The following is a 17,186-nucleotide window of genomic DNA, read 5'->3' on the forward strand; positions in this document are numbered from 1 at the left end:
AATCTGGGGAGGTTTTCGTCCTTGGCGGACAAAACAGGGGCCAGCCCCGCCGCCAGCGGCCATTGAACGGCGATGTCGGGATCATTCCAGAACAAGCCGCCGTCATGGGAGGGGGCGTAATATTCGGAAACTTTGTAGACAACTTCGGTATCCGGCTCCAGCGTCATGAAACCGTGCGCAAAGCCGACAGGAATAAAAAGCTGCGCCCCATTCTCGGCCGATAATTCCGCCCCCACCCATCTGCCGTAGGTTGGGGAGCCAGCGCGTATATCAACTGCAACATCAAATATCCGGCCGCGGATGCAGCGCACGAGCTTATCCTGCGCATAGGGCGGAGTTTGAAAGTGCAGACCACGCACTGTACCTGCGGCGCGCGACAAAGACTGATTATCCTGCACGAAGCGGCAGTATATGCCGATCTCCTCAAGCTGCGCCTGATTATAGGTTTCGCTGAACCAGCCCCGGCCGTCGTTAAACCTGCGAGACCTGATTATTTTGACTTTCAAATCTGAATTATTTTTCATGCGCACATAATATCCACATTCAATTGGAATTCAAATAAATTCCGTTAACAAATCTCTATTATAATCTATTTCTTAAATGTGAAATTCATGTAAAAATAATATAACTTAAAGTATATTTTAATTTTGATTTAAAATATAATATATTTTGAATTTGATTTTCATTTTATAATATTTAAATTCGCAATTGATAATATATATAAATATCAACTTAAAATCGATATTCTGAAATATATACAATTAAATCACATCAACAAAAAATGTCGTCATATTTTCTTCAAGAACCGAAATATGACTCCGATATTACATCGTCGTTATTTGAATGTTTCCATGCCATTGTGTTTTTCCTGTGGCAGCCCAATTTGCCCGCAAACCCCATGGACGCTGCGCCCGATTAGCGTCAATATGTTGCGACAGACCATGAAACGGCACACCAGCTTCAAATACCCAGATCAAACAAGAGCGGGAGGAGCATCATGTCGAATTCGGGAGAAAGATCTGCCGAGGGCAGAGCCAGCAGCCCCCGGTGCATTGCACTTGTCGGCCCATATGGCAGCGGAAAGACCACACTTCTTGAAGCTTTGCTGGAACGCACGGGGGCGATCAACAAGGCCGGCAGCGTCGGTGCTGGCACAAGCTTCGGCGACCGCACCAAGGAAGCACGCGCTCATGCGATGGGCGTCGATCTCAATATTGCCGAGATGCGCTATCTCGGCGATGTTTACACATTTCTCGATTGCCCCGGATCGGTTGAATTTGCGTTTGAGACCGAGCCGGTTCTTGCTGTGGCGGATCTTGCCGTCGTGGTGTGCGAAGCCGATGAAAACAAGATCCCGGCCCTGCAGCTTGTGCTCAAGCGGCTGGAAGCGGCGCGCATTCCCCACATTCTCTTTCTCAATAAAATCGACAAAGCCAGTGCCACGCTGAATCAGACACTGGAACTGATGCAGACCGCCTCGGCGGTACCCATCGTGCTGCGGCAGATTCCGGTCTGGAAAAATGGCGTGGCAACAGGGACGATCGATCTCGCGCTGGAGCGTGCACTGGCCTTTCGCGACCATGCCGAGAGCGAGATCGTGCAGATCCCGGATAATCAGAGGGATGAGGAAGCCGCCGCTCGTTTTCAGATGCTGGAGCGCCTCGCCGATTACGATGACCATCTGATGGAGGAACTCCTGACCGATGTCGCGCCGCCGCGCGACGAAATATTCGCGGATCTTGGCCGGGAAATGCGCGAAGGGCTGATCATGCCGGTGTTCATCGGCTCCGCCGAACGCGGCAATGGGATCACGCGCCTGCTGAAGGCGCTGCGACATGAAGCCCCGACCGTCAGGGACACATGTGCCCGCCTCGGCCTTGCCGGCGGCGGCAACGGCGTGGCGCAGGTGGCCAAGACCATTCACACATCCCATGCCGGCAAGCTTTCAGTTGCCCGGATCCTTCATGGCCAGATTCAGGATGGTGCGACGCTTTATGTTTCCGATGGCACCGCCGGGAGGGTGTCCGGTGTCTATGGTCTTGGCATGAAGGACTATGTGAAGCTGCCGGCTGCGGCGCTCGGCGCAACCGTGGGCCTGGGCAAGATTGACCCGGCGCAGACCGGCTCAACCCTCGCTAGCGTCAAGGGCGGCCTGCCTCCGCTGGCGCGCCTGTCGCCGCCGCGGCCGGTGCTGGGCATGGCTGTGGCCTCGAAGGACCCGCGCGACGATGTCCGCCTGTTCGCAGCGCTGGCCAAACTGGCAGAGGAGGACCCATCGCTGCAGATCGTGCAGGATCCGGCCATGGGCGAAACGCGCATCGAAGGACAGGGCGAGATGCATCTGCGCATCGCGCTGGAGCGTCTGCTGTCACGCACCGGCATTTCGGTGGCGACGCGCGAGCCGGGCATTCCCTACAAGGAAACCATCCGCAGCAGCACGAGCGTGCGCGGACGCCACAAAAAGCAATCGGGCGGGCATGGCCAGTTCGGCGATTGCGTGCTGACCATTGAGCCGCTGCCGCGCGGCAGCGGCTTCATCTTCGCCGAAACGGTGACTGGCGGAGCGGTGCCGCGCAATTATTTCGCCGCAATCGAAGAAGGCATCATCGAGAGCCTGACTCGGGGCACGCTCGGCTTTCCGCTGGTCGATCTCAAGGTCACGCTGACGGACGGCTCCTACCATAGCGTCGATTCCTCGGATCAGGCCTTCAAAATGGCGGCGATTCTCGGCATGCGCGAGGGTCTGCCCAATTGCGGGCCGGTGCTGCTGGAGCCGGTTCTGAAAGTGGTTTTCCTTGGCCCGAGCGAGGCAACGCCGCGCATCAACCAGATCGTTACCGGCCGCAGGGGCCAATTGCTGGGCTTTGACGCGCGCGAGGGCTGGCCAGGCTGGGACGTGACACAGGCTCTGATCCCGCAAGCGGAAATGGGACACCTCATTGTCGAATTGCGCTCGGCCACATCCGGCATCGGCACTTTCGAGGCCGTTTTCAACCATCTGTCCGAGCTCAACGGGAACCTGATGAGCAAGGTGGTGGAAAAGCGGCATAAGGAACTCGCCTGACAGGCAGGGAAGCCTGACCACGCGCAGGCGGCCTTCTGCCGTGTCGACTGCGCATTGGGCCGGCACGGACACCGGAATTGCCCGGCTGAACAGGCGGAAAACCCGCGCCTCAACAAACTGCCGCTTGACAAGATTTATGTTTCATGGTTTTGAGTAATCGATAACCCAATTCAACACGATGCTCAAACGGTCAAGAAGCCAGAATTCCATGTCGCAATCAAAAGTCTCATTGCGGGATATAGCAAACGAGCTTGGCGTTTCCGTCAAGACCGTTTCCGGCGCGCTGCATAACAGCGCCATCCGCATGTCAGACGAAACGCGCGAGAAGATCAAGACCCGGGCGGCCGAACTTGGCTATGTTCCCAATATTGTGGCGCGCGGGATGCGTCAGGGTGTCATGCCGATTGTCGGCGTGCTGGCAGATGGGTTGATCACCCAGCCTTTCGCCACCGATATCATGCGCAGTTTCGATCATTCGCTGCGCGGCGACGGGCTCTCGGTTATCGTCACCAATGTCGGCAACCCGGAAAGCATCGGCAAGGGCCTCGCCGAACTGCAGCGGATGATGCCGCAGAAAATCGCCTATGCCAGCATGTATCATCACATCGTCGAACTGCCGGACGCCGCGAAAGGCGCCATTGCCCTCATGATCAATTGCCGCGAGGCAAGCGGCACGGTTCCGTCGCTCGTACCAGCGGAAATTCAGGCCGGCGACACCATTACGGATTATCTTCTGGCGCATGGCCGCCGATCGATAGCCTTTCTCAATCTTCCCGGCCTCATCGCCGCCGAAAAACGCGCCGAGGGTTTTCGCGCGGCGCACCGGCGCCACGGCATTGCGGTGCATGAAGACTGGGTCAGGCCGGCGACGCGCGGGGCTCTTTACAGTGACCGCGCCCGCAGCATCGTCGATCTCCAGATCCGGGCATGGCTGCGGGAAGACGAGCGCCCCGACGCCATTCTGTGCGGCAACGACCGCGTGGCCATGGAAGTCTATAACGTCCTGCGCCGCTGCGGCTTGCGTATTCCCGAAGACATGGCGGTCGCCAGTTTTGACAATCAGGTGGACATTGCCTCGCGGCTCGACCCACCGCTGACGACCATGGCCCTGCCGCATCGCGAACTGGGGCGGCGCGCGGGGGAGATTCTGGCCGGACACAAGCAGCCGGCGGGTATGGTTGAGGAAATTCCGTTTCGCTTGATCGAACGCGCCTCGGTGTGAGGCAAAGCTGAACGGCAGTCAGGGAGAGTATGATGAAAACTATGAGTAAACGTTTACTTAAAATAATGGGCGCCGTGTCGTCCGCCGCCCTTCTGGCATCCGTCGGTCTCACAGCCGCCGAAGCGGCCAGCCTGAAGCTGATGTTTCAGGGCGACCCCTATGAAATCGAGGCGATCAGCGGGGTGGCTGCCCGCTTTGAGGCCGCCAATCCGGGCGACAAGGTCGAACTGATCAACACGCCGCACGACGCCTACAACGAGAAGCTTGGCGCCATGGTTTCGTCGAAAACTATGCCGGATATTGTCGAGCTCGACGCGCCTTTCCTCGCAAATTATGTCTGGTCCGGCTTCCTCCAGCCGATCGGCGGCCTGATCGACCAAAAGCTGGTTGACGACATGACGCCCTCGAACATCGCGCAGGGCACCTATCCGCCGGACAAGAAGCTCTACGCGATCGGCCTCACCGACTCGACGGTGGTGCTTTATGGCAGCCGCAAGCAGCTTGAATCGCTGAAGATCCGCATACCCGCCTCCGTGGACGACGCCTGGACCAAGGATGAATTTGAAGCCGCCCTGAAAAAGCTTGCCGATTCCGGCGTCAAATGGCCGATCGATCTGTTCCGCGCCTATGGCACAAAGACGGAATGGATCCCCTACGCCTATGAGCCGATTCTCGTCTCGTCCGGCTGCGATCTCATCAACCGCCAGACATGGAAGGCCTCCGGCACACTGGACAGCGATGCCTGCGTCAACGCCGCCAAGATGATGGCAGGCTGGGTCAAGAGCGGCTGGGTCGTGCCGCAATCGGCCGGGCAGAACCAGTTCTACGCCGACGGACGCCCGGCGGCTCTCGCCTGGGGCGGCCACTGGTTCTATGCCGAGGCTGCGGCCAAGATGGGCAATGACCTTGTGGTGATGCCGCTGCCGAAATTCGGCGCAAAAAGCGCCAGCCCGAACGGCACCTGGATCTACGCCATTTCCAAGACCGCATCCGATCCGGCGCTGGCTGGCAAATTCCTGAGCTTCATGCTGTCCGACAAGGCTTATCGCGACGCATACAAGGCGCATTCGGGCTTCCCCGGCCTGAAGAGCTTTGCCGCGGAATCGCCGCTCTATGCCGACAAGGGAGCGATGGCCGTTGCCTTTGAGCAGGCCAGCAAGAGCGCCGTTGCCCGCCCGCCGCATCCGGCCTATCCCACCATCACGCTGGCCTTTCAGGTGGCGATGACCAATATTTTCGATGGCGCTGATGCAAAGAGCGAACTGACCAAAGCCGCGAAAAAGATCGATAACGATATAGCCGACAATGCGGGCTACGACCCGTTCGGCAAATAAGGCGAAGGGCCTGCCGCACGCGACTGCGGCAGGCCGCCCTCCAGGGAGGAACACCATGAATTCGACCGCAACGCCCGGCCCGGCGCCAACCGCGCCGCCCGTGTCCTACACGCGCAAGCGGCAGGCCCGCCTGCAGGAATTGCTGATGCTGGCGCCGGCCTGCGCGCTGGTGGGCCTGTTTTTGCTGCTGCCGTTCCTGACATCCTTTCAGCTTGCGCTGACCAACCAGCGGCTGATTCCGCGCCCCGTACCGACGCGCTTCATTGGTCTGGGCAATTTCGAGCAGGTGCTGACCGATCCCGATTTCTGGACGGCGCTGTGGAACGTGGCCAAATTCACGCTGATGGTGCTGCCGGTGCAATGCGGCGCAGCGCTGGCACTGGCGCTGCTGCTGAACCAGAAGCTGCCGCTGCGTAATTTCTTCCGCGGGATATTCTTCCTGCCGGCCATAACCTCAATGGCGGTGGTCTGCACGATCTGGGCGACATTGTTTCAATATCCCACCGGCCCGCTCAACCAGATCCTTCACGCTGTTTCCTTTGGCGCCATCAAGCCGATCGACTGGCTGGGCGATCCGAACTGGGCCATGCCCGCCATCGTGCTGCTTTCGGCATGGCAGGCCTATGGCTTCCAGATGATCGTATATCTGGCGGGCCTGCAGAATATTCCCGAATCGCTGTATGAGGCGGCGCATCTTGATGGCGCAGGCGCCTGGCAGCGTTTCTGGCACGTCACCCTGCCCGGCCTGCGGCAGACCAATATTTTCGTGCTGATCATCACCACGATTCAGGCGTTCAAGCTCTTCGTGCAGGTGAATATCCTGACGCAGGGCGGGCCGCGCGGATCCACCAATACAGTGGTGCAATATATGTTTTCGGCGGGCTTCGTCGATCAGCGCCTTGGCCTTGCCTCGGCCGTCTCCATCATCCTTTTCCTGATCGTGCTGGTGATCTCACTGGTGCAACGCTTTGTCGTGAGGGAACGCGCATGAGCACCTCGATTTTTGTCAATACCGCACCCGGCAAACGCAGGATTTTCGGTCTGGACCGGATGGGCCTCATCCAGCTTGCCGCCGCCGCCATCATCGCTCTTGTCGTGGTCTCGCCGCTGTTTTTGCTGCTTGTCGGCTCTCTGAAGCCAGACCGCTTCCAGATTCTGGCCGATATGGGCAGCTTCAAGGCCTTCTGGGTCTCGGAACCATCGCTGAACAATTACAGGGAAGTCGCGGTTCTTGATGGCCCGCTGCCCATGGCGCGCTACCTTTTCAATTCCATGTTCATTCTGGCGGTGACAGTGGCGGGCGGAATGCTGGTCAATTCCATGGCGGCCTTCGTGCTGGCCTGGGGCCGTCTGCCGGGCCGCGCGCTGGTTCTGACCCTGCTGATCGGGCTCTATATCGTGCCGCAGGAGTCCATCGTGCTGCCGCTGCTCAGCCTTGTAACCAAGGCGGGCCTGACGGATTCCTTCACAGCACAGATTCTGCCCTGGATGGCGAGTCCGCTTTACATATTTCTGCTCTATCAGTTTTTCATACAGATTCCGCATGACATATATGACGCAGCGATCATCGACGGCGCGACGCCGTTCTCGATCTATTGGCGCGTGTTCATGCCGATGAGCATGCCGGCGCTGGCGACGGTCGCCATACTTCTTGGCATCGACACGTGGAACCAATATCTCTGGCCGCTGATGATCACCCAGACCAACTGGGCGCGACCCATCTCGGTCGGCATCGCCAGCTATTTCGGCCATGATTCCGTCTATTGGAACAGCGCTTTCGCCGCCTCGGTGATGATGATGGCGCCCGTGCTCATCTTCTATCTCGCGTTCCAGAAATGGTTCGTCAGTTCGCTCATCAGTTCGGCGGTAAAAGGCTAATGCCGGAAAGCACCCTCATGTCAAAATTCAGAGCCCAATGCGCAGAGGGCGATCAACTGCATATCTGGCTGAAGCCGGCGCAAAAAGCCCTTGAAGCCTGCGTCATCCTTCGCGATCCGGCGGGCAGCCGCGAACTGCGGCTGGCCGGCAGCGACGATTTTCAGCTGTTGCGTGCCGATGTTGCCGGCGAGGTGGAGCTTGGCTGGGACGATGAGGCCACCAGCGTCTCGCTGATCTATGCCTATGCGCCGGACAGAGTGATGGCGCAGGGGATCACCTTGCTCTGGACAACGCCGCAGAACGATATTTCCGGCACGCGGTACAAGCTGCATCTGCAGCCGCCCTTCGGCTGGATGAATGATCCGAACGGCATGTGCGAGGTTGACGGCCGCACACATGCCTTTTACCAGCACTACCCCCACAAGAAGCGCTGGAACACCATGCACTGGGGCCACGCCGTGAGTGAAAATCTGGTGGACTGGGTGCACCTGCCGGTGTTTCTGCAGCCGCGACCCGAACTTCTGGCAAGCAGCATCAAGGGCAACGGGGCATTTTCGGGCTCCGCCGTTCCGCTGCCCGACGGTGGCCTGCGCATTTTTTACACGGACCGCGAGGACGAGCGCACACCCAACTGGGAATGGCAGATGACCTGCGTCAGCCGGGATCTCATCTCCGCCGGGCCGTCCCAGACGCTTATCAAGGATCGTCCGCCCGTGCCGCAATTTGGCAAGGACATGCGCGATTCCTATGTCTTTCGCGGGCCGGACGGCCTGTGGAAAATGCTTGTCGGCGGTGCGGACGACAAGGGCGGCCTGATTTTGCTCTACGAGAATGATGAACTCGATACCACCGCCGGGTGGCGTTATGCCGGAGTACTGCATCATGAACCGCTTTCGCCCAGCCTGCCGCTGGAATGTCCGAGCCTGATCGCGCTTGATGGCGAGGGCGAGGGGCTTTATGCGCTTCTCTTCGGCATTATCGGGCTGCGTGATCCGGCTACGCGGCGGCGCAACCTTTCGCGCGCGCTGGTCGGCCGCTTCGATGGCCGTGCCTTTTCGCCCATTGCGCGGCACGAACTGGATTTCGCCACCGACGCCTATGCCTTTCAGGCCTTCGCGCACCATTCAGGCCCGACCATGCTGGCCTGGGCGGCCAACTGGACCGATGTTTTCAAGGATCGCGATTTTGTCAGCGCCATGACCTTCCCCCGCCGCCTGGTGTGGAAGGACGGTAGATTGCATACGCCGGTGGTCGAGGCCGTTTCGGGCCTGCGCCAACAGCAACTGGCCGGTTCCCCCGCCGCTCTGGTCTCGGGTGTTGTCCTGCCCGACGGGCTGGCGGAGGTCGCGGTTGATTTCATCCGGCCTGAACCGTTCCGGCTGGAATTCACGCATGAAACGCATGGTCTGGCTCTCACCTTCGACGGCGCGCAACTCGAACTGCATTTCGAGCCGCCCGGCAACAGGGTTGTGCCGCGCTATGCTACGCCGATGGCCGGTCTTCGCTCGCTGCGAATTTTCATGGATGTGGGCCTGATTGAAATCTACGCCAATGAAGGCGCGCTCTGCGGCACCAAGCGCATCGACAGCGATGCGCCGGTCACAGGCCTGCGCCTGACCACGGCGCCGGAAGCTGTGTCAGGAGCGGCGGTCTGGGCCTTGCGCCCCGCGCATTCCGGATTGAGACACGCACAACATAATCCCGCGCTGACGGGAAACGAGTCCGAGGGAGACTGACATGGCCGTTGTTGAACTGAAGAATATACGTAAATCCTATGGCAATATCGACGTGATCCACGGCGTTGACCTGACGATCAACCACGGCGAATTCTGTGTCTTCGTCGGACCGTCGGGATGCGGAAAATCCACGCTGCTGCGCATGATCGCCGGGCTGGAGGACATTTCCTCCGGGGACATGTCGATCGACGGCGCGCGGGTCAACGACATTGACGCATCTCAGCGCGGCGTCGCCATGGTGTTTCAGAATTACGCGCTTTATCCGCATATGTCGGTGCGGGAGAACATGAGCTTCGGCCTGCGCATGAGCAAGCGTCCTGCGGCGGAAATCGCCGCTCAGGTCAATAATGCCAGCCGCATCCTGCAGCTTGACGCGCTGATGGACAGAAAGCCGGGCCAGCTGTCCGGCGGGCAGCGCCAGCGCGTCGCCATAGGCCGCGCCATCGTGCGCAACCCCAAGGTTTTCCTGTTCGATGAGCCGCTGTCAAACCTTGATGCCGAATTGCGCGTGGCCATGCGCGTCGAGATCGCCAAGCTGCATCAGGCGCTGGGCAATACAATGATCTACGTCACCCATGACCAGACCGAGGCCATGACTCTGGCCGACAAGATTGTGGTGCTGCGCGCCGGGCGTATTGAACAGGTGGGTTCGCCGCTCGAGCTCTATGACAATCCCGCCAACCAGTTTGTGGCCGGGTTCATCGGTTCACCCAAGATGAACTTCATCGCCGCAGAGGTTTCGGGAGGCCAGTTGCGCTTTGGCGGCGTAAGCGTGCGCGCGCCGGCCGGCCTCTCTGCCAGCGGCACACTGCGGCTCGGCATCCGGCCTGAGCATTTCGACCGCGGCGAGAGCCCGGACATCGAACTCGAGGTCCAGACAGACGTCATCGAAAATCTGGGCGGCACGACCTATCTCTATGGACGCCTGAAGACCGGAGAGCCGATGATCATCGAACGGCGCGAAAGGCTGGAAGCACGCCCCGGCGCCACCATCAGGGCGGGCTTCAGTCTGGCCGACGCGCGCTTCTTCGACGAGGCCGGAAAGCGGGTTGTGTGAGCTTCCGGCCCGAAACAGGTTATTGTATCCAGATACCTCTATCGCATGATCTCAGAGCCAGACGGGGCGCAGACGGACTGCTGCCCCGCCGCATTTTTGAGCATTCAGCGCGCGTCAGATGCTGAAACAGAGATATTTGATCTCGAGAAAATCCTCGATGCCGTATTTGGAGCCCTCGCGGCCGAGGCCGGAGGATTTGATGCCGCCGAAAGGGGCTTCGGCTGTCGAAATCAGCCCCGTATTGATGCCGACCATGCCATATTCCAGCGCCTCGGCCATCTTCCAGACGCGCGAGATGTCGCGCGCATAAAAATAGGACGCAAGCCCGAATTCCGTATCATTGGCAACGGCAATGGCTTCGTCGTCGGTGTCAAAGGCCACAAGCGGCGCAACGGGGCCGAATGTCTCCTCCTTGAGGATTTTCATGCCGGGCCGCACGCCGGAAAGCACGGTCGGCTCAAAGAAAGTGCCGCCCTGCGCCGCGCGGCGGCCGCCGATCACAATGCGCGCGCCCTTGGCGACGGCGTCGGCCACATGGTCCTCGACCTTTGCAAGGCCCTCCGCGTCGATCAGCGGGCCGATGCTCACGCCGTCCTCCATGCCATCACCCACGCGGAGGCGGGCCGTGGCCGCCGCCAGCTTTTCGGCAAAGGCCTCAAGCACGGGGCGCTGCACATAGATGCGGTTGGCGCAGACACAGGTCTGCCCGGAATTGCGGTATTTGGCGATGAGCGCCCCCTCGACCGCGCGGTCGAGATCGGCGTCGTCAAAGACGATGAATGGCGCATTGCCGCCCAGTTCAAGCGAAAGCTTTTTAATGTCATGCGCGCACTGGCGCATCAGAATGCGCCCCACCTCGGTCGAGCCGGTGAATGTCAGCTTGCGCACCTTGGGATTGGTGCAGAATTCGAGGCCCATGCCCGGCGCATCCGTGCCGGGAACCATGCTCAGCACGCCTGCGGGAATGCCGGCTCGCTCGCCCAGAACCGCCATGGCCAGCGCCGAGAGCGGCGTCTTTTCCGCCGGACGCCCGACAAAGGCGCAGCCAGCGGCCAGCGCGGGGGCGACCTTGCGGGCAATCATCGCATTGGGGAAATTCCATGGCGTGATGGAGCCGACAACGCCGACTGGCTGCTTGAGCACGACAATCCGCTTGTCCGGCTGGTGGCCGGGAATAACATCGCCATAGACGCGCCGTGCCTCTTCGGCAAACCACTGGATAAAGCTCGCGCCGTAGGCAATTTCGCCGCGTGCCTCGGCAAAGGGCTTGCCCATCTCCGCAGTGAGGATCCGGGCCAGATCGTCGGCATTTTCAAGCATCAGCGCCTGCCAGCGCAGCAGGATGGTGCAGCGGTCCTTGGCGGTGAGCGCCGCCCAGCTTTTTTGCGCCTCATACGCGGCCTCGACCGAGGCCCGTATCTCCGCCGGCCCAAGATCGGCAACCTCTATAATCAATTCGCCGGTGGACGGATTGTGCACCGGAAACCGCTTTGCCCCGGCGCTCCAGCGGCCCGCGACAAATCCCCGGCTTTCCAAAAGAGTCGGATCACGCAGTTGCAACGGCATCTTCATTCCTTTCAATAGGCGGCCTGATAGATGGCCAGGGCATCAGCTTGCGTCAGCGGGCGCGGGTTGTTCACCAGCAGGCGGGTCTGGTTCATGGCATCGGCGGCCAGGCGCGGCAGAAAATCCTCGGGAATGTTCATGGCGCGCAGATTCGGCTGCAATCCGCAGGCGCGGGACAATTCAGCAAGCTGATCGCAGAAAGCGGCGGCGCGTTCCTGCCCCTCAAGCTTCGCCAGATGCGGAAAGGCAAAAGGCGCCAGTTCGGCATAGGGTTGCGGCGCTGTGACGGCGTTAAAGCGCAGCACATGCGGCAGCACCAGCGCATTGGACAGGCCGTGCGGAATATGGAAATGCCCGCCCAGCGGATAGGCCAGCGCATGCACGGCCGCGACCGGCGAATTGGCGAAGGCCTGCCCGGCCAGCATCGAGCCCAGCAGCATATCGGCGCGCGCGGTCATATCCTGCCCCTCATGCACGGCCTTCAATATCGAGCGGCCCATGAGCGTGAGCGCCTGCGTCGCCAGAATGCGCGAAACCGGATTATTGTTCGCGCTGGCAGAGGCATAAGCCTCGATGGCGTGCACCATCGCGTCGATGCCGGTGGCGGCGGTGATATGCGGCGGCAGGCCCAGCGTCAGTTCAGGATCAAGCAGGGCCACATCTGGCAGAATGACGGGAGAAACCACGCCCATTTTCTCGTTGGTGCCGGTGGTGACGATGGAAATCGGCGTAACTTCCGAACCGGTTCCGGCTGTCGTCGGGACAAGGATAAGCGGCAGACGCGGGCCTTTGGCATTCCCGACGCCATAAATGGCCTTAAGCTCCTCGCGCCCATATGCGAGAATTGAAACCAGCTTAGCGACATCGAGAGAGGACCCGCCGCCAAGACCGATGACGCCCTGAATGCCCGCAGCCTTGGCCTGCTCGGCCGCGCCCAGCACGACAGACTCGGGCGGATCGGCTTCCACATCCTTGAACAGGTCCACGCTGACGCCCGCCGCCGAGAGAATGCCGAGCGCCCGCTCGACAATGCCGGTGCGCATCATACCCGGGTCGGTCACCATCATCACGCGCGCGCCGATCTCCTTGCGCACCAGTTCGCCGAGGCGATTGAGGCTTCCCGGCCCGAACTGGATGCTCTTCGACGTATTAAATGTGAAAGGCGTCACGACAATCTCCTTCCGAAACCGAAAACTAGTGCCCGAAGCTCAGCACAACAAGCACGATGAGCGCAAAAGCCGCGGCGGCAAAAACAGCCAGTATCCGCAATCGCTTGCGCTCCTGTGCCGATTGATCGGGCCGAAGACGGGGCCTAGGCACATAGGCCGGGATTCTGGCCGTATGAGGGCTGGCCATCTCCATGGCATAGGCCAGAAACCAGACCAGCGCGACACCCAGCGCCCAGAACAGGCCAGCCCAGGCCCAGATGGACGGCATGCCGATACGCCATGCGCCACCCGCAGCGCCAAAAGCCGCGTTGCCGAAGATAAGCCCCGGCCCGACCGCGAGAAACAGCCATGCCAGCACAACCGACCATGCCGTCGAATGCAGCGCCTTCGCGCGCGGGCCGGTTCTGAGCGTCTGGCCAAGAAAGGCCTGAACATCCAGCGCTTCCTCGCCAAAACCCCTGCGGTTGGTGATGGCGGAAATCAGCAGCATGGCGGCCAGATTGGCGGCCATGCCCCAGGCGGCGGAATGGATCGTCCAGGGCCAGCGGCCCCAGGGCAGTTCCAGCCCCATGAACGACAAGATCTGATAGCCGAGCGGCTCGGTCAGCAGCACGCCGGCTATGCCGAAGCCAACGCCCGTTACCGCTGCGGGCCGGGTGATCCAGCCCAGCCAGGTGATGCCGAGCAACGGTGTCCAGAGCTGGAACGACAGAGGCAGAGCCACTGCACCCAGCGCCGACAATGTCACGGGCGTCAAAAACTGCATCAGCAACGACGCCAGCGTCAGCAGTCCGATGACGATACGCGTGATGTTGACCGTATCTGCACGCGACAACGAGGAATGAAAATAGGGCTTGTAGATATTGCGCACCAGCGCCTCGCCAGCTGAAAGCAGCGCCAGCCCGGCGAGCATCTGCACGCCCGCAACAACGCCGATCACCAGCCAGGCCATGAACCAGGGCGAGGTCTGCGCCAGCGCCGACAGCATGTCCGGCAAGGCAAAATGCGGGTCGAGCATTCCTGCAGCGCCGATAATGGCCACGCCAAAGGCGATCATACCGCCAAAGGCACCCGCCATCACCCATGTCTGCCCTGCCCCGAAGCCATTGGCGCTGCGGGTCGAGAGTACGATCTTGGCTGCAAGCGGACTTGCCTGAAACCCCATGAACGCCAGCGCAAGTCCGAGGCTCGCAACGCTGGTCGTCGTCGGCAGGCCGGAAAGATCGCGCCCTAACCCGGCTGAAAAACGGATCACGCCAGAAACGATGAAGCGGGCGGCGGCGCCATCCCCGGCGGCAAGGCCATGCAAACCGTTGTTAAGCGCGCCGAACCCGCCGGTAAGGATGAGGGCATATCCGGTGAAACCTGCCATGACAGCGGCCAGAAGCACGCTTTGAATCGCGCCAAGATAACCGACAGCGCGCATGCCGCCGATGACCACATAGCCAAACAGCACCAGCGACAGAAACAGCCCTGCCTCCACAGGAGAGACCATGCCTGCGGTGAGCACCGAAACGAGATGAGAGAGCACCCGCATCTGCATGCCGGCAAAACCGACAGCAAAAAGCACCGAAACCGCCGTCGAGACAACAACCAGAAAATCGCTCTTATAATAGACCCGGAACAGTTCCGCCTGCGAGGATACCTGCATCCGCTGGCCGATGAACCACATGCGCTTGAAAAAGAATACACCCGGCAAGGCCAGCGTGATGCCGGCCTCCAGCACTGCCGGAAGACCAAAGCCATGGCTGGCGATTTCAGCCGCGCCGCCCAGAAGAAACCATCCGGATGTGCTCGCCCCGGCCAGCGTCAGGGCCGCGATCCAAGGCGAAAGCTGATGTCCGGCCGAAAAATAGGTCTCAGTGTTGCGGTTCTCGACGGCGGATACGCGCGCCCAGTACAAGGCAACTGCCGCATAAAACAGACCATAGAGCGGAAGCCAGATCAGGTTGCTCGAACTGATCATCTTTTTGCCTCCGAAGCCGGGGCGGTCTTGATGTGGAAGCGCGAGAACGCACCCCGAAGGCCGTAGCGGATCGCCAGATAGGTGATGAAGCCGACAATGATGACACCGAACAGCGTCAATCCGGCATAAAAATCCGCCGCCGATAAATCACCCGCGATCCAGCCGGCGATGAATACGAACGCCAGAATGCCGAAGCCACCTATGCCCAGCGCCGTCTCGCCGCTGGTGAACCCATTCCCAGACAGTTGATTGACAATGATATGCGCCACGAAACTGGCCACGATCAGCATGATTCCAATCAAGGAAACGAAATAATGGCTGCGGGCAAACCCCTCCAGCAAAAACCCCAGCCCGAGAAATCCGAGCACGGCCCATATCGAAAAGACCAGAAGGCCACGATCGATATTCGTCAATGGGTGCATGAGCGGATCTCCGAAGGTTCAGGGGCGGATGAGGCGGGCCTTGGGCCAGCCTTAGTTGGTGCCGGGTGCTTTTGGCGTCTTGGCCTTGGGCGGGGTACTTCCTGAACCGGGATCGGTGTAGACGATCTTCGAAAGATCCTGAAGCGTCTGGGTGCGATGCACGTCGCCCGAACCCATGCCGATCTCGCCCAGAAGCTGGTCGACGAACGGCGCCTGACTGCGGTAGCGCAATGCGGAACTCACCACCTGTTCGGCAAGATTGCCGTCGCGCGGGCCAGCGCCCTCGCCGGTGCCGGCATTGCCGCCGCCGCCACCGACCTGGCTCGAAAGGCCCGGCAGACCCTCGACATGCAGGATCTTGATGCCCTCGATCTTCTCCATCGGCTTGACGCTTTCGCGGATGATGGCCGGGAGATTCTCGACCAGTGCGCGATGCAGCGCGCTCCTGCGGCTGGCATCGGAGCGCAGGTTCTCTGCTGCATTGAGCTTCTCCTTGCCGTCTGCCTCCACACGGTAACGCTCTTCCAGCGCCGAGACCGCAATGCGGTCGGCATCGGCTCTGTCCTTGGCAGCGATCTTTTCGGCCTCGGCGAGAATCTTGACGCGCGTGCCTTCGGATTCGGCTCGTTTCTCCGCTTCGATCAGCTCGATCCGCTTCTGACGGTTGGCGATTTCGGTATCGCGGATCGTCTGGACACGCTCGGCTGCCTCGACGGCCATGGCACGGGCATCCTCGGCTTTGGCAAGAGCCTCGGAACGCTCCTTAGATTTATGCGAAACGGCGATCTCCCTTGCCTGATCCTCAAGCTGCAGCGCTTCCTTGCGCTTGATTTCGAGACGTTCGATCTCGCGTTCCATGTCGATGCGTGTACGCTCGACGGATTCGCGCTCCTTCAGCTTGACCTCCTCGATCTCACGTTCGCGCGCCGCATTTTCGGCGGCGATTTCGGATTTACGCTGGGCGCGCTGGATGGAAACCTCAGCTTCGTGGTCAAGGCGGGCATATTCGGTGTCGCGCTGGATTTCCAACGAGCGCTTCTCAGCTTCAAGGTTCTTGGTGCGCATGGCGATCATCGTGTCCTTTTCGATGTCGTTGCGCTTCTTCTTGCGGCTTTCAATCTGTTCGGTGAGGCGGGTCAGACCTTCGGCATCGAATGTATTCGACGGATCGAAGAGCTTGATATCGGTCTGGTCCAGCGAGGTCAGCGAAACGCTTTCCAGTTCCAACCCGTCAAGCGCCAGGCTCTCGGCCACTTCCTTCTTGACCTCGCGGACGAAATCCTGACGGTTTTCGTGGATCTGTTCCAGCGACATCTTTGCGGCCGCGCCGCCCATGGCATCGACAAAGCGGCCCTGAATCAGGTCCTTCAGCTGATCCGCCTTCATCGTGCGGTTGCCGAGCGAGCGCGCCGCCGTGGCCACGGCATTGATGTCGGGCGCAACGCGGACATAAAACTCCACCGTCAGCTCGACGCGCATGCGGTCCTTGGTGATGAGCGACTTTTCGCGGGCGCGCGTCACTTCAAGGCGCAGGGTGTTCATGTTGACCTCGGTGAGGTCATGCAGGATCGGCAGCACGAAGGCGCCGCCGCCCATGACGACCTTTTCTCCGCCGAAGCCCGTACGCACGAAGGATATGTCCTTGGTCGAACGGCGATAGAGCCAATGCAGCAGATAGGCCGCTACAGCGATGATGATCGCGGCAAGGATGATAATGGCGATGACGTCTGCACCCTTCATTGGCGTGCTCCCTGACTCTTTATTGATTGAAT

General features: G+C 60.3%; 13 protein-coding genes. 7 read left to right on the plus strand and 6 right to left on the minus strand.

The genetic code is table 11. The features are described from left to right. A partial coding sequence (gene rfbC, locus AC0N03_RS12555) for a dTDP-4-dehydrorhamnose 3,5-epimerase (protein ID WP_474289147.1) occupies positions 1 to 524 on the minus strand: 524 nt, incomplete at its 3' end. Between the two features lie 473 nt (positions 525 to 997). On the opposite strand from rfbC, the gene AC0N03_RS12560 reads away from it, so the two are divergent. The 7 genes from AC0N03_RS12560 (at position 998) to AC0N03_RS12590 (ending at position 10,291) form a co-directional block, all read left to right on the plus strand. Next, positions 998 to 3,064, plus strand: a complete 2,067-nt coding sequence (locus AC0N03_RS12560) for an elongation factor G (protein ID WP_474289148.1) — start codon at positions 998 to 1,000, stop codon at positions 3,062 to 3,064. Positions 3,065 to 3,272: 208 nt separating this feature from the next. Beyond that, positions 3,273 to 4,286, plus strand: a complete 1,014-nt coding sequence (locus AC0N03_RS12565) for a LacI family DNA-binding transcriptional regulator (RefSeq protein WP_474289149.1) — start codon at positions 3,273 to 3,275, stop codon at positions 4,284 to 4,286. A 41-nt stretch (positions 4,287 to 4,327) separates the two neighbouring features. Next, a complete protein-coding gene (locus AC0N03_RS12570) occupies positions 4,328 to 5,620 on the plus strand; it encodes an ABC transporter substrate-binding protein (protein WP_474289150.1) in 1,293 nt (430 codons plus the stop codon). Positions 5,621 to 5,675: 55 nt separating this feature from the next. Continuing rightward, positions 5,676 to 6,611 (plus strand): carbohydrate ABC transporter permease, encoded by a 936-nt coding sequence (locus tag AC0N03_RS12575; RefSeq protein WP_474289151.1) that lies wholly within the window; start codon positions 5,676 to 5,678, stop codon positions 6,609 to 6,611. Beyond that, a complete protein-coding gene (locus tag AC0N03_RS12580; protein ID WP_474289152.1) occupies positions 6,608 to 7,498 on the plus strand; it encodes a carbohydrate ABC transporter permease in 891 nt (296 codons plus the stop codon). The genes AC0N03_RS12575 and AC0N03_RS12580 overlap by 4 nt, the downstream gene beginning before the upstream one ends. Before the next feature lie 17 nt (positions 7,499 to 7,515). Then, positions 7,516 to 9,234 carry a glycoside hydrolase family protein gene (locus AC0N03_RS12585; protein ID WP_474289153.1) on the plus strand — a complete coding sequence of 573 codons (1,719 nt, stop codon included), beginning with the start codon at positions 7,516 to 7,518 and terminating at the stop codon, positions 9,232 to 9,234. Position 9,235: 1 nt separating this feature from the next. Further along, positions 9,236 to 10,291, plus strand: coding sequence for an ABC transporter ATP-binding protein (locus tag AC0N03_RS12590; protein WP_474289154.1), 1,056 nt, complete (start codon positions 9,236 to 9,238; stop codon positions 10,289 to 10,291). A gap of 114 nt (positions 10,292 to 10,405) precedes the next feature. On the opposite strand, the gene AC0N03_RS12595 is transcribed toward AC0N03_RS12590, so the two are convergent. The 5 genes from AC0N03_RS12595 to AC0N03_RS12615 are packed head-to-tail and all read right to left on the minus strand — an operon-like array spanning position 10,406 to position 17,154. After that, positions 10,406 to 11,857: an NAD-dependent succinate-semialdehyde dehydrogenase gene (locus tag AC0N03_RS12595; RefSeq protein ID WP_474289155.1), complete on the minus strand. Its 1,452-nt coding sequence runs from the start codon at positions 11,855 to 11,857 to the stop codon at positions 10,406 to 10,408. An 11-nt stretch (positions 11,858 to 11,868) separates the two neighbouring features. Continuing rightward, complete coding sequence (locus AC0N03_RS12600) at positions 11,869 to 13,026, minus strand: iron-containing alcohol dehydrogenase (protein WP_474289156.1); 1,158 nt, start codon at positions 13,024 to 13,026, stop codon at positions 11,869 to 11,871. 25 nt (positions 13,027 to 13,051) lie between these two features. After that, entirely contained in the window at positions 13,052 to 14,992 is a 1,941-nt protein-coding gene (locus tag AC0N03_RS12605; protein WP_474289157.1) for a sodium:solute symporter family transporter, read from the minus strand. Further along, positions 14,989 to 15,414 carry a hypothetical protein gene (locus AC0N03_RS12610; protein ID WP_474289158.1) on the minus strand — a complete coding sequence of 142 codons (426 nt, stop codon included), beginning with the start codon at positions 15,412 to 15,414 and terminating at the stop codon, positions 14,989 to 14,991. Before AC0N03_RS12610 ends, AC0N03_RS12605 begins: the two co-directional genes overlap by 4 nt. A 51-nt stretch (positions 15,415 to 15,465) precedes the next feature. Continuing rightward, positions 15,466 to 17,154, minus strand: a complete 1,689-nt coding sequence (locus AC0N03_RS12615; RefSeq protein ID WP_474289159.1) for a flotillin family protein — start codon at positions 17,152 to 17,154, stop codon at positions 15,466 to 15,468. Positions 17,155 to 17,186: the final 32 nt, after the last annotated feature.

It is taken from the genome of Methylocystis sp. sgz306128, assembly GCF_056032725.1.

Bases quoted from the DNA above. Each gene is read 5' to 3' on its own strand.
- AC0N03_RS12585 (WP_474289153.1), top strand. From the start codon at position 7,516: ATGTCAAAATTCAGAGCCCAATGCGCAGAGGGCGATCAACTGCATATC.
- AC0N03_RS12575 (WP_474289151.1), top strand. From the start codon at position 5,676: ATGAATTCGACCGCAACGCCCGGCCCGGCGCCAACCGCGCCGCCCGTG.
- AC0N03_RS12580 (WP_474289152.1), top strand. From the start codon at position 6,608: ATGAGCACCTCGATTTTTGTCAATACCGCACCCGGCAAACGCAGGATT.
- AC0N03_RS12570 (WP_474289150.1), top strand. From the start codon at position 4,328: ATGAGTAAACGTTTACTTAAAATAATGGGCGCCGTGTCGTCCGCCGCC.
- AC0N03_RS12565 (WP_474289149.1), top strand. From the start codon at position 3,273: ATGTCGCAATCAAAAGTCTCATTGCGGGATATAGCAAACGAGCTTGGC.
- AC0N03_RS12590 (WP_474289154.1), top strand. From the start codon at position 9,236: ATGGCCGTTGTTGAACTGAAGAATATACGTAAATCCTATGGCAATATC.
- AC0N03_RS12595 (WP_474289155.1), bottom strand. From the start codon at position 11,857: ATGCCGTTGCAACTGCGTGATCCGACTCTTTTGGAAAGCCGGGGATTT.
- AC0N03_RS12615 (WP_474289159.1), bottom strand. From the start codon at position 17,154: ATGAAGGGTGCAGACGTCATCGCCATTATCATCCTTGCCGCGATCATC.
- AC0N03_RS12605 (WP_474289157.1), bottom strand. From the start codon at position 14,992: ATGATCAGTTCGAGCAACCTGATCTGGCTTCCGCTCTATGGTCTGTTT.
- AC0N03_RS12610 (WP_474289158.1), bottom strand. From the start codon at position 15,414: ATGCACCCATTGACGAATATCGATCGTGGCCTTCTGGTCTTTTCGATA.
- AC0N03_RS12560 (WP_474289148.1), top strand. From the start codon at position 998: ATGTCGAATTCGGGAGAAAGATCTGCCGAGGGCAGAGCCAGCAGCCCC.